Genomic DNA, 13,373 nt, shown 5'->3' with positions numbered 1-13,373 from the left:
TCAAGGGGAAACTCATGAAATCCGCCTACCTCTTTTTTGTGCGCCGCGCGGCGCTGGCCGTGCCGCTCGCCGCCGCGCTGGCCGGCTGCTCGGTGTCGACACCGGTGTGGGACGGCCGGTTCGGCGAATCGGTGCGCACCGTGATGCAAGCGCAGATCATCGATCCGCACGCCGCCGAACACACGCAGTCCGACCCCGGCATGCCGGGCCACTCCGCCGCTGCGGCGCTCGACAACTACGACAAGTCGTTCGAGCACAGCGAGCCGAAGGCGAATGCGTTCGTGATCGGCATCAGCAAGGCCAGCGGCCAATAACGACGGAACGCTCAGGGAGAACGCCATGTCCAGTGTCGTCCAACACCCGCTCACCGCCGCTCGCGGCATCCACCGTCAGCGCGGCGTGGTCTCGATCATCGTCGCGCTGACGCTGGCGGTGCTGATCGGATTCGTCGGCCTCGCGCTGGATCTCGGCAAGCTGTACGTCGCGCGGAGCGAACTACAGAACAGCGCCGACGCTTGCGCGTTGGCGGCCGCGCGCGACCTGACAGGGGCGATCGCGAACCTGTCGGTTTCGGAGGCGGCCGGCATCACTGCCGGCCACCTGAATTACGCGATGTTTCAGAGATCGGCGGTGCAGCTGCTGACGGATTCGAACGTGACCTACAGCGACTCGCTGAGCAATCCGTTCGTGACGAAGAGTGCGGTGTCGTCGCCGTCGAGCATCAAGTACGCGAAATGCACGACGTCGGTCACCAACATCGCGAACTGGTTCATGCAGGTACTGAACTTCATGCCGGGCGTGAGCATCGCGAATGCGGCGGTGTCGGCGACCGCGGTGGCGACCGTCGGCGCGGCGCAGACGACCTGTGCGATTCCGGTGTTCCTGTGCCAGAAGAGCGGCGGCCATACGCCCGGCGAGTGGCTGAGCGCGCTCGGCAACACGACGTCGTGGGGCAGCGGGAATTTCGGCTGGGCGGCGCTCGACGGATCGAACAGCAATTCGGAGGTCACCAACGAGCTGACGGGCAATTACTGCAGCCTGCCGGCGACCGGCGCGCAGATCGGCTCGCCGGGCCAGAAGGCCGCGAGTGCCGACGCATGGAACACGCGCTTCGGCATCTACGGCCACGGCTTCAAGGCGCCGGCGGCCGGCACGCCCGACAACACGCCGGACTTCACGGGCGCGACCTACAACACCGCGACGGGCGTGTCGCAGACGTCGAACATTTATGGTTCCACCGATGCCTACTCGCGCTTCGTGCAGGACCGGCTCCAGAACACGCTGTATCAGGGCGATAAGACTACCCAGATCAACACCGGCGGCACGGCGCTCGGCAAGAGCGATTACCAGACTTATGGCGCGGACCGCCGCATCGCGCTCGCGCCCGAGGTCGACTGCTCGGCGCTGAGCGGGGGCGGCTCGCACAAGACGGCCGTGCTGCAGTGGGACTGCGTGCTGATGCTCGAGCCGATGGATGCGAACGCGGGGAGCGGCGGCGCGGGAAGCATCGTCGCGCATGTCGAGTATCTCGGTTCGTCGAGCACGCCGGGCAGCCCGTGCGCGACCGAAGGCGTGCCGGGCAGCGGCAGCTCGGTCGGCCCGCAGGTGCCGGTGCTCATCCAGTAGAAGAGGCGATCATGAAAAAACATCTGACTCTTCGGTCGCGGATGCGAGGCGTGGCAGCGGTCGAGTTCGCGATCGTGATGATCCCGATGATCCTGCTCGTCACCGGCGTCTCCGAATTCGGGCGCGCGATCTACCAGTACGAAGCGCTGACCAAGGCGACGCGCGATGCCGCGCGCTACCTGTCGACGTACAAGTCGAGCGATCCCGCGTACCCGGTGGCGGCCGCGCAGTGTCTCGTGGTCTACGGCAGCACGACCTGCGGCGCATCGGGCACCGAGCTCGCGCCGGGCCTCACGACGACGATGGTGGTGGTGTGCGACGCGTCGCACACGTCCGGTTGCGGCGGGACGAACGATCCCGCGCAGTTCGCGAACGTGCCGATCTACGACTCGAACAACGGCTCGTCGGGCGGCACGCCGGCGGGGAGCATCAACCTCGTCGAGGTGAAGATCACCGGCTACCAGTATCAGCCGATTCCCGCGTTCAGCGGCCTGCAGCAGCTGACGTTCGGCGACATCATCACCGTGATGAGGCAAGTGTCATGAAACCGCGCTCCCTGTCCCTGCTGCGCCGCCGCGCCGAACGCGGCGCGACCGCGGTCGAGTTCGCGCTGATCGCGTCGATCTTCTGCACGCTGCTGATCGGCATCTGCGAGTTCGGGCGCGTGCTGTTCTACTGGAACACCGCGAGCGAGGCAATGCGCCTCGGCGCGCGCACCGCGACGGTGTGCGATGCGGATGCGTCGGTCATCAAGACGCGCATCACGTCGCTGCTGCCGGTACTCGCGAACTCGAACGTGTCGCTCAGCTACCTGCCGGCCGGTTGCGACGCCGATGCGACGACCGCGCGCAGCACCTGCTCGTTCGTCACCGTCAAGGTCACGAACGTCACCATCACGACGCTGATTCCGTTCGTGAAAGTCGCGGTGACGATGCCGCCTTTCACGACGACGCTGCCGCGCGAAAGCCTGGCGACGTCGACGGGCGGCACGGTTTGTCAATGAACGAACAGGCGAGGCGAACAACATGATCAACATCCTCGTGGCGTCCGACGATACAGGACATCTGGCACAAGTCGCACGGCTCGTCGGCGACTGCGGCAATTATCGCGTCACGCGCGCGACGGGCCGCCCGTCGCAGATCGAACATCGCACCGACGGCCTCGATGCATTCGACGTGCTGATGATCGACTGCGCGTCCATCGATGCGGCCGAGCTGTCGGCGATCGAGCGGATGTGCCGGCTGCACGCGGGCGTGACCTGCATGCTGATCAGCGCGGATGCGTCGCCGCATACGCTGCTCGACGCGATGCGCGCCGGCGTGCGCGACGTGCTTTCCTGGCCGCTCGAAATGAATGCACTCGGCGATGCGCTACAGCGCGCCGCTGCGCAGAGCACGCGGCGCGACAGCGGCGACACCCGCATCGTGTCGTTCATGTCGTGCAAGGGCGGCACCGGCACCAGCTTCATCGCCAGCAACGTCGCGTACGAGATCGCCGAAGGCTACAAGCGCCGCGTGCTGCTGATCGACCTGAACCAGCAGTTCGCCGACGCAGCCTTCCTCGTGACCGACGAAACGCCGCCGTCCACGTTGCCGCAACTGTGCGCGCAACTGGAGCGTCTCGACGGCGCGTTCCTCGACGCGAGCGTCGCGCGCGTCAGCGAAACCTTCCACGTGCTCGCGGGCGCGGGCGATCCCGTCAAGGCCGCCGAGATGCGCGAAGACGCGCTCGAATGGATTCTCGGCGTCGCCGCGCCGCGCTACGACTTCGTGATCTTCGATCTCGGCCTGAATCTCAATCCGCTGTCGATGGTCGCGCTCGACCGCAGCGACCAGATCGAGCTCGTCTTGCAGCCGACGATGCCGAACGTGCGCGCGGGGCGCCGGCTGCAGGAAATCCTGATGTCGCTCGGTTGCCCGCTCGACCGTCTGCGTCTCGTGCTGAACCGCAACACCCGGTCGAGCGACCGCGCGCGCGCGGCGCTCGAGGAAGTGCTCGGGATGCGCGCGGCATGCGTGATTCCGGAAGACAGCGACGTCGTGCTCGAATCGGTGAACCAGGGCCATCCGGTGTCGCGCCTCGCGCGCAACAGCGCGGTCGCGCGCGCACTGCAGAGCTGCGCGAAGCAACTGGTCGACGGCGATTCGCGCACGGCGCACGGAGCACATCGCAGCGAGCCGCTGATCGCGAGGTTGTTCGGGCGCGGCGCCACGCCGAAACTCAAGTCCATGTGAAATCACTCGGGGAGTCCATCATGTCACTGCGCGAACAGATGTCGTTGCAACGGGCGCCAACCTTCACGTCACGCGCCGAACAGGGCGGCGCCGCGGGCTCGATGGTGCGCGAGGCCTACCAGAAGCTGCGCCGAGAAATCCACGCGGCGGTGCTCGAACGGGTCGAACTCGAGCGCCTGTCCCGGCTGCCGCAGGATCAGGTGCGTCAGGAAATCACCACGCTGATCTCGCGCATTCTCGACGAGGACAAGCTGCCCGCGAACGACATCGAGCGGCGTCAGCTCGCGATCGACGTGTACGACGAGATGTTCGGGTTCGGGCCGCTCGAAGCGCTGCTGCGCGACCCGGGCGTGTCGGACATCCTGGTCAACACGTACAAGCAGGTATACGTCGAGCGCCACGGGCAGCTTGAGCTGACCGAGGTCACGTTCTACGACGACGCGCACCTGATGAAGGTGATCGAGAAGATCGTGTCGCGCGTTGGCCGCCGCATCGACGAATCGAGCCCGATGGTCGACGCGCGCCTGCCGGACGGCTCGCGCGTGAACGCGATCATCCCGCCGTCGGCGATCGACGGGCCGCTGATGTCGATCCGGCGCTTCGCGGTGTGCCCGCTGAAGATGGACGACCTCGTGCGCTATCAGAGCCTCACGCCGCCGATGGCCGAGCTGCTCGATGCGCTGGCGCGCGCGAAGGTGAACGTGCTGGTGTCGGGCGGCACCGGCAGCGGCAAGACGACGCTGCTCAACATCCTGTCCGGTTTCATCCCGCCGAACGAGCGGATCGTCACGATCGAGGACGCGGCCGAACTGCAACTGCAGCAGCCGCACGTGCTGCGCCTCGAAACGCGTCCGCCGAACATCGAGGGCAAGGGCGAGATCACGCAGCGCACGCTGGTGCGCAACGCGCTGCGGATGCGCCCGGACCGCATCATCCTCGGCGAAGTGCGCGGCGCCGAGGCGCTCGACATGCTGAACGCGATGAACACCGGCCATGAAGGCTCGCTCGCGACGATCCACGCGAACACGCCGCGCGACGCGCTCACGCGCCTCGAGAACATGATCAGCATCGCGGGCCTGTCGCTGCCGACGAAGACGATGCGCCAGCAGATCGCGTCGGCGATTTCGGTCGTCGTGCAGGCGGCGCGCCTGACGGACGGCAAGCGCAAGATCGTCAGCATCTCGGAGCTGACCGGCATGGAAGGCGACATCATCAACATGCAGGAAATCTTCACGTTCAAGCGGACCGGCATGGCCGACAACGGCGCGGTGCGCGGGCACTTCTGCGCCACGGGCGTACGCCCGAAATTCGCCGAGCGGCTGCAGGCGTTCGGCATCAACCTGCCCGATTCGCTGTACGACCCGTCGCGTCGCTACGACGCGAACTGAAGGCCGCGGCCGGCGCGTGCCGGCCGTCGTTCGAAGACGAGGAATGACCATGGACCCGATCTTCTACGCATTTGTGATCCTTCTGTTCGTCGCGGTCGTGCTGACGTTCGAGGGCCTGTATCAGTGGTGGAACGCGCGGCACGGCGCCGCGGCGCAACGCATCGAGGCGCGCATCCGCGCGATGTCGGCCGGCGGGCAGGTGCAGCAGGAGCGGCTGTCGATCCTCAAGGAGCGGATGCTCAACGACGCGCGGCCGTTCGACCGCTGGCTGATGCGCGTGCCGCGCGTGCAGTCGCTCGATCTGCTGCTGCAGCAGTCGGGCCTGACCTGGTCGGTCGCGAAGCTGATCGGCATCAGCCTCGCGATGCCGCCGATCGCGCTTTTCGTGCTGACGTTCACGCCGCTGCCGTTTCTGGTGACGCTGCCGATCGCGCTGGGCTTCGCGATCCTGCCGACGCTGCGCGTGATGCGCTGCCGCAGGAAGCGGATGAGCAAGCTCGAACGGCAATTGCCGGACGTGTGCGACATGATCGCGCGCGCGCTGCGCTCCGGGCATGCGTTCACGAGCGCGATCGGGATGGTCAGCGACGAGTTCTCCGAGCCGATGGGCAGCGAATTCCGCATCACGTTCGACGAGATCAACTACGGCGTCTCGCTGCACGACGCGCTGATGAACCTCGCGACACGCGTGCCGGTGCGCGACCTGCGCTACTTCGTGATCGCCGTGCTGATCCAGCGCGAGACCGGCGGCAACCTCGCGGAGCTGCTCGACAGCATCGCGGCGCTGATCCGCGAGCGCTTCAAGCTGTTCGACAAGATTCGCGTGCTGTCGGCCGAAGGGCGCATGTCGGCATGGGTGCTCGGGTGCCTGCCGTTCGGCACCGGCGGGGTGATGATGCTGCTGAACCGCGATTTCCTGTCGGTGCTGTGGACCGATCCGGCAGGCCTCAAGATCATCGGCGTGATGCTGACGATGATGGCCTTCGGCGTGCTCTGGATGCGCCGCATCATCCGGATTCATGTCTGATCCGCGACAGGCGTCGCGCAACCGGATGCCTCACGATCTGTTCGAGGAAAGTCATGGATAACCTGAACGTTACGCAAATCGTCATACTCGCCGGCCTGTTCGCCATCGTGTTCGCCGGCGCGCTGGTCGCCATGCTCGTGTTCGTGCCGCGCAGCATGCAGCGCCGTATCCTGCAGGCGAGCGGCGGGGCGGCCGCACTCGGTGGCGGCGGCGCGCCGGCCGATGGCGGGCCGACGTGGACCACGAAGCTCGCGGAGATTGCGCAGCCGATCTCGAAGCTGTCGCTGCCGAAGGAAGGATGGGAGAGTTCGCCGCTGCGCATCCGGATGATGAATGCCGGCTGGCGCACGGCGAACGCGGCCAGCATCTATTTCGCCGCGAAGACTTTCCTCGCGCTCGTGCTGCCTGCGATCGCGCTGCCCGCGTTGATCGCGACGAAGCTCGGCGACAGCCGCTACGCGCTGTCGATGGTGCTGGTGCTGCTCTGCGCGATCGGCTATTACCTGCCGAACGTCGTGCTGTCGCGCCGCGTCGCGTTGCGGCAGCAGGCGATCTTCGAGGATTTCCCGGACACGCTCGACCTGTTGACCGTGTGCGTCGAAGCCGGCCTGAGCCTCGATGCGGCGCTGATGAAAGTGTGCGACGAATTGCGCTTTCGCAGCCCGGTGGTGGCGCGCGAGCTCGAGCTGATGCTGCTCGAGATGCGTTCGGGCTTCACGAAGGAGGCGGCGCTGCACAATCTCGCGCTGCGCACCGGCGTCGAGGACATCGACTCGTTCTGCGCGATGCTGATCCAGGCCGAACGCTTCGGCACGAGCATCGGCGAGTCGCTGCGCGTGCTGTCGGACATGCTGCGCACGCGGCGGCGCATGCGCGCGGAGGAGCGCGCGGCGAAGATCGCGCTGAAGCTGCTGTTCCCGCTGATCTTCTGCATCTTCCCGGCGCTGCTGACGGTGCTGCTCGGGCCGGCGTTCCTGCATATCTACCGGATTCTGCTGCCGACGTTCGCGGGGACGGGCGGCTGACCGGCAGGAACGCGCACGCCGCCGGATGCGTCGGCGGCGGGTTAGGTGCGGGAGCGGAGCGGCCGGCATGTCCGGCCGCATTGCCTTGTCTGTGCGTGATGCCCGGATGGCGCGGCGCCGGGTATGGCGCCGCATGACGTAAGGTTCCGGCGGCGGTGCGCCGCGCGCTCACGCGATGCGCGCCGCGCGACGTCAGCCGCCGTAGGTGTCAGCCGCCGTAGATGTCGAAATCGAAGTACTTCGACGCGAGCCGCTTGTACGTGCCGTCCTTCACGATGTCGAGGATCGCGCGGTCGATTTTCGCCTTCAGGTCGGCGTCCTCCTTGCGCAGGCCGATGCCGGCGCCGATGCCGAGCATCTTTTCGTCGACGAGCTCCGGGCCGACGAACTGGTAGTTCGCGCCGCGCGGCGACTTCAGGAAGCCGATCGCGGCCTGCACCTCGTCCTGCAGCGCGGCGTCGAGCCGGCCGGCGATCAGGTCGGCGTAGACGCCGTCCTGGTTCTGGTACGACACCACGTTCGCGCCTTGCTTCGCCCAGTACGCCTTCGCGTACGCTTCCTGGGTCGTGCCCTGTTCGACGCCGATCGACTTGCCCTTCAGCGATTCGGCGGTCGGCAGCAGCGGCGAGCCCTTCTTCACGACGAGACGGGTCGGCTGATTGTAGATCTTGGTCGTGAAGCCGATCTGTTCCGCGCGCTGCGGCGTGATCGACATCGACGACAGCACAGCGTCGAACTTCTTCGCCTTCAGCGCCGGAATCATCCCGTCGAAATCGTTTTCGAGCCACACGCATTTCGCCTTCACGCGCGCGCAGATCTCGTTGCCGAGGTCGATGTCGAAACCGACGAGCTTGCCGTCGGGCGCCTTCGATTCGAACGGCGCGTAGCTGGCGTCGGTGCCGAAACGGATCGTGGTCCAGTCCTTCGCGGCGGCGGGGCCTGCCGAAACCGCGAGCAGGGCGATCGATACGGCTGCAATCAGTCTCTTCATTGTGCGTTCCTTGGAAGGTCAATCCGGTTCAATACGGCACGGTTGGTTGGACACGGTCGGTCAGACGCGGTCGGTCAGACACGGCCGGTCAGACACGGCCGCTCAGGCGGAGACGAAGGCTGCTCGCCCGCGCCCCGGCCCGAGCTGTTCGCCCGATCGGCGCGATCTCCAGCGGCGCGTCCGTATCGGAAATATACGCAGAAAATAAAATAAGAGTCCAGAATGGAAAAAATATCGCTTTCGTCGGCGGCGATCGCGGCGCCCCTTGTGGAAATACGAAAATGGACTAACCTTCTGAGTAAATTCGCTTAGAGACTCACTGTCATGTCCGAACCCGCTCACAGTCCGCGCCGCACTTCGTCGCGAGCGTCGATATCGCAGATGTCGGCAGCCGGCCTGCGCGCATTCTTCAACATCGCGCGCGACTGGGCGCTGTCCGCCGACGAACAGATCGTCCTGCTCGGCTCGCCGGGCCGTTCGACCTTCTTCAAATGGAAGGCGTCGCCGGAATCGGCGCGCGTGCCGCGCGACACGCTCGAGCGCCTGTCGCTGCTGCTCGGCATCTACAAGGCACTGCAAATCCTGCTGCCGCAACCGGCCGCCGCCGACGCATGGGTCAAGTGCCCGAACGACGCCCCGCCGTTCGGCGGCAAGCGCGCGCTGGACCGGATGCTGGCGGGCAACGTCAGCGATCTCGTCGCGGTGCGGCAATATCTCGACGCGATGCGGGGCGGGTGGGCGTGAACGATCCGGAAATCCTGACGCGCTGGCCTACGGCGGCCCTCGACTGGACGCCCGCCTATCGGGTCGTTCCCACTCGTTTTCCGGCGGCTGGCCTGTTCGACCGTGTCGCCCCCGCCGGGGATCTCGACGCGCTCCACGCGCTCGAAGCGCTGACGGACGATCGCATCCGGGACGAGATCGGCGTGCTGAATCTGGTCCCGCCCGCCGAGCGCCGGTACGGTCCCGGCTGGGGGCCGGTGATGGCGGCGTTCACGCATCCGGATCCGCAGGGCGGCCGCTTTTCCGATGGCAGCTACGGCGTGTTCTATTGCGCGCATTCGCGCGACACGGCAATCGCCGAAACGCGCGATCACTGCAGCCGGTTCCTCGCCGCGACGAAGGCGCCGCCGATGCGCCAGCAGATGCGGCTGTACGCGTTGACGGTGCAGGGCGAAGTGGTCGACGTGCGGGCGCCGCGCGTGCAGCACGGTCCGGTCCTGCTCGATCCGCTGGACGGAGGCGCGGCGCGGGCGCTCGGGCGCGCAGTGCGCGACGCGGGCGGGGCGGGGATTGTCTATCCGTCCGTGCACGACGCGCACGGCGAATGCGTCGCGGCGTTCCACTCGACGGTGTTGCGCGACTGCCGTCACGAGGCCTATCTGGAATACGCGTGGAACGGCACGGCGATCGATGCGGTGTTCGAACTGCATCAGGTGGGATAGGGCGGCGCCGCCGGATCGCGTCGACGAAGCGTGCCGAGTACCGGCCACCGGGCACCACACGGGCTTCACGGCAACGGCCAGTCGCCCGCCCGCCGCGCGCGGGCATCCGCCAGCGACACCGACCAGCTCGCGCCGGTGCGCGGCTCGACGAGCGTGAGTCGCCCGGCGGGCGCGAACGCGCCGGTGTCGATGAACCACTGCGAACCGATCCTGAGCGGCGCGCGCACCGGCGTATGGCCGCTGCAGGTCAGCGACAGGCCGCGTTGCCAGTCCGGATCGGCAAGGCCTTGCACGAGATCGCGCCCCCAGATCAGGCGCTCGCGTACCGCGGCCGAGTAGCTGCCCGCATCCAGTTCGACATCCGATCCGAAAAACTCCGCGTGCAGCACATTGAAGCGCGCCGGCCCGTCGCCGATCACGCGCACGAGCGGCAGCGTCTCGACGCGCGCCGCATGCGCGCGCAGGCGCTCGGGCGGCAGGTCGACGCCCCAGTCGCCGCCGATGCCCCGCCATGCATCGGCGGGCAGCTTGCCGCGCGCGACGAGGGACAGCACTTCCTCGTGGTTGCCGCGCACGACGTGGCACCACGGACGGTCAAGCAGATCGAGCGCCGCTTCGGATTCCGGACCGCGGTCGACGAGATCGCCGACGCAAAACAGGCGGTCACGCGCCGGATCGAAGCGGACATCGTGCAGCAGCGCCCGCAGCGCGTCGAGACAGCCGTGCAGGTCGCCGACGACGAAATCGCGGCCGGCGGCGTTGGCGGCGTGGCGGCGGAGTTGGGGAGCGGCGCTCATGCCTTTATGGTAGAGCCTGTTGCCGGCGGGAACAGGCTCCGGCGCTTTGTGTGTGACGCCGTCATGGTGGATTGGCGATAATCGGGGGCGCTACCCTGTGGGGCCGGCCCGAAGCCGGTTGCCCGAAGCCGGTCGCCCGAAGCCGGTCGCCCGCCGCCGGCAGCACGAGCGGGCCGGCACCTTTCCCTTCACTTTCGACACGCATGATGACGCTCTATCCGCAAGTGTTACGCAACCGGCCGCGCATGGTCGCGGCGCTCGTCGCGGGCGTGCTGTTCGCGCTCCTGATGCCTTTTTCACTGCGCCCGACCGTGCGCGCGCTGATCGGCTGGGATGGCGCGATCTGGCTGTATCTCGTGCTGATGTGGGTGCGCATGGTGACGGCGCATCATCACCGCGTGCGCGAGATCGCGGTCCGCGAGGACGAGAGCGCGACGACCGTGCTGACGATCATCTGCATCGCGACGATCGCGAGCGTCGCGGCAATCGCGATCGAGCTGGCAACCGCGAAGAACGTCGGCTTTCGGGCGGGACTCGGCCATTACGTCGTGACCGGTGCGACGCTGTTCGGCGCGTGGTTCCTGATCCCGACGATCTTCACGCTGCATTACGCGCGGCTCTACTACGCGTCGCCGGGCGGCGAGCCGGCGCTGAAGTTTCCGGATCGCCACGCCGAGCCGGACTACTGGGACTTCCTGTATTTCTCGTTCACGATCGCGGTCGCGTCGCAGACGGCCGACGTGTCGCTCGCGAACCGCTCCGCACGGCGCGCGGTGCTGTCGCAGTCGATCCTGTCGTTCTACTTCAACATGGCCGTGCTGGGGCTGTCGATCAACGTCGCGGCCGGATTGCTCGGCTGAGCGGCATCGCTTCGCCGGGCCTGCCTGCCGGGATGCGGGCGCACGCACGGCGGGCACGCCGCCGGCCGCGTGTTGCCGCGCATCAGGCCGCAGCGCACCGAGCCGAGCCGAGCCGAGCCGAGCCGAGCCGAGCCGAGCCGAGCCGAGCCGAGCCGAGCCGGCCGGGGTCAAGACACGTTTAAAAAGTGCCGTCAGCCGGGCTCGCCCGTGGAGAAACCGGCGCATACTGTTGATCCCTTCCGCTTGGCCAACGCATGCCAGGCCACTGCGCCGCGTCGACGGCGCAGCCGCGCAGCCCGGCACGCATGAGGAGCGCAATCATGTCCGATTGCCCGCACGATCCGTATGCGCATCATTACATCCACTGCCTGCCGTTCGGCGCGCAGCCGTTCGGCGCGCAGCCGTGCGGCGCGACGGGCGCCACGCCGCGCACGCATTTCCGCGTCTGGGCGCCGGGCAGCGTTCAGGTCCAGCTCGAACTCGATACCGGCGACGGTCCGCGCACGATTCCGATGGCGTCCGCCGGGCCGGACTGGTTCGAGGTGTTCGCCGACTGCGGCGCCGGCGCGCGCTACCGCTACTGCCTCGACGACACCGTGTCGATTCCCGATCCCGCATCCCGTTCGCAGCCCGAAGGGCTGAACGGGCCGAGCGAGGTGATCGATCCGCGCGCGTTCACGTGGCGCCACACGTTCTGGTGCGGGCGTCCGTGGGAGGGCATCGCGCTGTACGCGATCCAGCCGCACGCGGCGGGCGGCTTCGACGGCGTGCGCCGCCGCCTGCCGCAGCTCGCCCACCTCGGCGTGACCGCGCTCGAACTGCTCGCGTCGCCGCACGACAGCCTGCCGTTCGCGCCGCTCGCGGCCGACGGCGGCCCCGACGCGCTGAAGGCGCTGATCGACGAGGCGCACGGTTACGGCCTCGCGGTGCTGCTCGAGCTCGACTACGCGCGCTTCGGCAGCGGCAGCGAAGCACTGCGCCATTACGCGGCGCCGTTCTTCCACACGCGCGACGACCCGCTGCAGGCTCCACCGCTCGCACTCGATCATCCGGACGTATGCGACTTCTTCTCCGACAACGCGCTGTACTGGATCGAGGAATTCCGCTGCGACGGCTTGCGGCTGCGTGAGGCCGACCGCATCGGCAGCGCATGGCTGCGGGAGATTGCCGACCGGGTGCGGGCGGCGGTGCCGTCCGACCGGATGATCCATCTGGTGCTCGGCAGCGAGCGGCATCCGGCGCATCTGGTCGACACGCATTTCGACGCGCAATGGAACGGCTGCGGCGAGCGCGCATTGCATCGGCTGACCGGCCGCGAACCGGCCGGCAGCGACGGCATCTCGCCGCACCAGTCGATCCATGCGCTCGCGCGCGCGTTGACGGCGGCCGGCTCGGTGTTCCAGCCGGCGGCGTCGCCGGGCGAAGCCGGCGACACCACGCTGCCGCTGACCTCGCTCGTGCTGTCCGACGGCGCGTGGCAGGACACGCGGCAGGGCAGCGAGGCGGGACTCGCCGCGCTCGCGTTGTCGCTGCTGACGCCGCAGATTCCGCTGATCTTCGATGAGACCGCGCGCGATCTCGAACGCGCGCACTTCGTGCAATCGGCGCTCGCGGTGCGCGCGAAGCTGATCGCGCCGCGCCTGGCCGACTGCCGGCCGCAGGACGCCCATACGCTGCGCACCGACGGCACCGGCGAGGCCGATGCGCTGCTGGCGGCGTGGCGGCTGTCCGACGGCGAGACGCTCAGCATCGCGCTGAACCTGTCGCCGGACGCGGTGCCGTTCGACGCGCCGGCGGGGATGGTGGTGTTCGAGACGCCGGGGCGGGCGCGCGACCGGATCGATCAGGGTGAATTGCCGGCTTTTTCGCTGGTGGCGTGGCTGACGGGCGACGTCAATCACTACGCGCTGACGCACGACGTGCGGCGGCTCGACGGCGGCGCGTGGCACGCGATGCGTGCCTAGGGCCTGTTCACGCTAA

At 67.8% G+C, this 13,373-nt stretch carries 14 protein-coding genes; 12 read left to right on the top strand and 2 right to left on the bottom strand.

Translation table 11 applies throughout. The features are described 5' to 3' along the window. Positions 1-14 precede the first annotated feature (14 nt). The 8 genes from LIG30_RS05155 to LIG30_RS05120 are packed head-to-tail and all read left to right on the top strand — an operon-like array spanning position 15 to position 7,300. Positions 15-314 carry a hypothetical protein gene (locus LIG30_RS05155; RefSeq protein WP_038710227.1) on the top strand — a complete coding sequence of 100 codons (300 nt, stop codon included), beginning with the start codon at positions 15-17 and terminating at the stop codon, positions 312-314. 25 nt (positions 315-339) lie between these two features. Then, on the top strand, positions 340-1,626 hold the full coding sequence (locus LIG30_RS05150; protein ID WP_038710226.1) for a pilus assembly protein TadG-related protein: 1,287 nt from the start codon (positions 340-342) through the stop codon (positions 1,624-1,626). A gap of 41 nt (positions 1,627-1,667) precedes the next feature. Then, a complete protein-coding gene (locus tag LIG30_RS05145) occupies positions 1,668-2,171 on the top strand; it encodes a TadE/TadG family type IV pilus assembly protein (protein ID WP_083493910.1) in 504 nt (167 codons plus the stop codon). Beyond that, positions 2,168-2,629: a TadE/TadG family type IV pilus assembly protein gene (locus tag LIG30_RS05140; protein WP_038710222.1), complete on the top strand. Its 462-nt coding sequence runs from the start codon at positions 2,168-2,170 to the stop codon at positions 2,627-2,629. Before LIG30_RS05145 ends, LIG30_RS05140 begins: the two co-directional genes overlap by 4 nt. Positions 2,630-2,651: 22 nt before the next feature. Then, on the top strand, positions 2,652-3,860 hold the full coding sequence (locus LIG30_RS05135) for an AAA family ATPase (RefSeq protein ID WP_038710221.1): 1,209 nt from the start codon (positions 2,652-2,654) through the stop codon (positions 3,858-3,860). Between the two features lie 20 nt (positions 3,861-3,880). Beyond that, entirely contained in the window at positions 3,881-5,248 is a 1,368-nt protein-coding gene (locus tag LIG30_RS05130; protein WP_038710220.1) for a CpaF family protein, read from the top strand. A 49-nt stretch (positions 5,249-5,297) separates the two neighbouring features. Then, positions 5,298-6,275, top strand: a complete 978-nt coding sequence (locus tag LIG30_RS05125; RefSeq protein ID WP_038710218.1) for a type II secretion system F family protein — start codon at positions 5,298-5,300, stop codon at positions 6,273-6,275. 53 nt (positions 6,276-6,328) lie between these two features. Further along, positions 6,329-7,300: a type II secretion system F family protein gene (locus LIG30_RS05120; protein WP_038710216.1), complete on the top strand. Its 972-nt coding sequence runs from the start codon at positions 6,329-6,331 to the stop codon at positions 7,298-7,300. 208 nt (positions 7,301-7,508) lie between these two features. Here LIG30_RS05120 and LIG30_RS05115 read toward each other — a convergent pair whose 3' ends face one another. Then, on the bottom strand, positions 7,509-8,291 hold the full coding sequence (locus LIG30_RS05115; protein WP_038710215.1) for an ABC transporter substrate-binding protein: 783 nt from the start codon (positions 8,289-8,291) through the stop codon (positions 7,509-7,511). Positions 8,292-8,615: 324 nt separating this feature from the next. Here LIG30_RS05115 and LIG30_RS27135 point away from each other — a divergent pair, with 324 nt between their 5' ends. After that, entirely contained in the window at positions 8,616-9,035 is a 420-nt protein-coding gene (locus LIG30_RS27135; protein ID WP_051994877.1) for an MbcA/ParS/Xre antitoxin family protein, read from the top strand. Then, complete coding sequence (locus LIG30_RS05105) at positions 9,026-9,736, top strand: RES family NAD+ phosphorylase (RefSeq protein ID WP_038710213.1); 711 nt, start codon at positions 9,026-9,028, stop codon at positions 9,734-9,736. The genes LIG30_RS27135 and LIG30_RS05105 overlap by 10 nt, the downstream gene beginning before the upstream one ends. Positions 9,737-9,801: 65 nt before the next feature. On the opposite strand, the gene LIG30_RS05100 is transcribed toward LIG30_RS05105, so the two are convergent. After that, positions 9,802-10,533, bottom strand: a complete 732-nt coding sequence (locus tag LIG30_RS05100; protein WP_038710210.1) for a metallophosphoesterase — start codon at positions 10,531-10,533, stop codon at positions 9,802-9,804. A gap of 206 nt (positions 10,534-10,739) precedes the next feature. Here LIG30_RS05100 and LIG30_RS05095 point away from each other — a divergent pair, with 206 nt between their 5' ends. Both LIG30_RS05095 and LIG30_RS05090 read left to right on the top strand, forming a co-directional pair. Beyond that, on the top strand, positions 10,740-11,393 hold the full coding sequence (locus tag LIG30_RS05095) for a DUF1345 domain-containing protein (RefSeq protein ID WP_038710401.1): 654 nt from the start codon (positions 10,740-10,742) through the stop codon (positions 11,391-11,393). Positions 11,394-11,713: 320 nt separating this feature from the next. Continuing rightward, positions 11,714-13,357: a DUF3459 domain-containing protein gene (locus LIG30_RS05090; RefSeq protein ID WP_038710399.1), complete on the top strand. Its 1,644-nt coding sequence runs from the start codon at positions 11,714-11,716 to the stop codon at positions 13,355-13,357. The last annotated feature ends 16 nt before the right edge of the window (positions 13,358-13,373 follow it).

It is taken from the genome of Burkholderia sp. lig30, from assembly GCF_000687455.2.
Lineage (GTDB): Bacteria > Pseudomonadota > Gammaproteobacteria > Burkholderiales > Burkholderiaceae > Burkholderia.
The sequence above is the reverse complement of the archived record's forward strand: the minus strand, read 5'-3'. Positions and strand labels throughout refer to the sequence as shown.